The sequence below is a fragment of the Staphylococcus pasteuri genome (assembly GCF_030547725.1).
GTDB classification, from domain to species: Bacteria; Bacillota; Bacilli; order Staphylococcales; family Staphylococcaceae; genus Staphylococcus; species Staphylococcus pasteuri.
Map to the genome: position 1 here is coordinate 1 of NZ_JAUOQO010000414.1, position 265 is coordinate 265.

A 265-nucleotide genomic window follows, 5' to 3' on the forward strand; every position below is an offset into this window, starting at 1 on the left:
GTGCGGGCCGGTTACTCGGCCTGTTGCACCTACGGTACCAATTTTCTTGCCCTGTTTTACTCGCTGGCCGGTTTTTACGTAACGTTTATGCAAGTGCAAGTACTTGGTGACATAAGCGCTACTGTGCTGAATAAACACATAATTACCGTTGTATTTGCTGTAGCCCGATTTGGTGACTCGCCCATCGCCAGCGGCTTGTACCGGCGTACCCACTTTAGCGGCGTAATCGATGCCGTTATGAGCGCGTACTCGGCCGGTTACTGGG

1 protein-coding gene is annotated in these 265 nt (G+C 52.5%); it reads right to left on the bottom strand.

Annotated elements, in window-relative coordinates:
• A partial coding sequence (locus Q4528_RS14195; protein ID WP_303522265.1) for a M23 family metallopeptidase occupies window positions 1–231 on the bottom strand: 231 nt, incomplete at its 3' end.
• Between the last annotated feature and the right edge of the window lie 34 nt (window positions 232–265).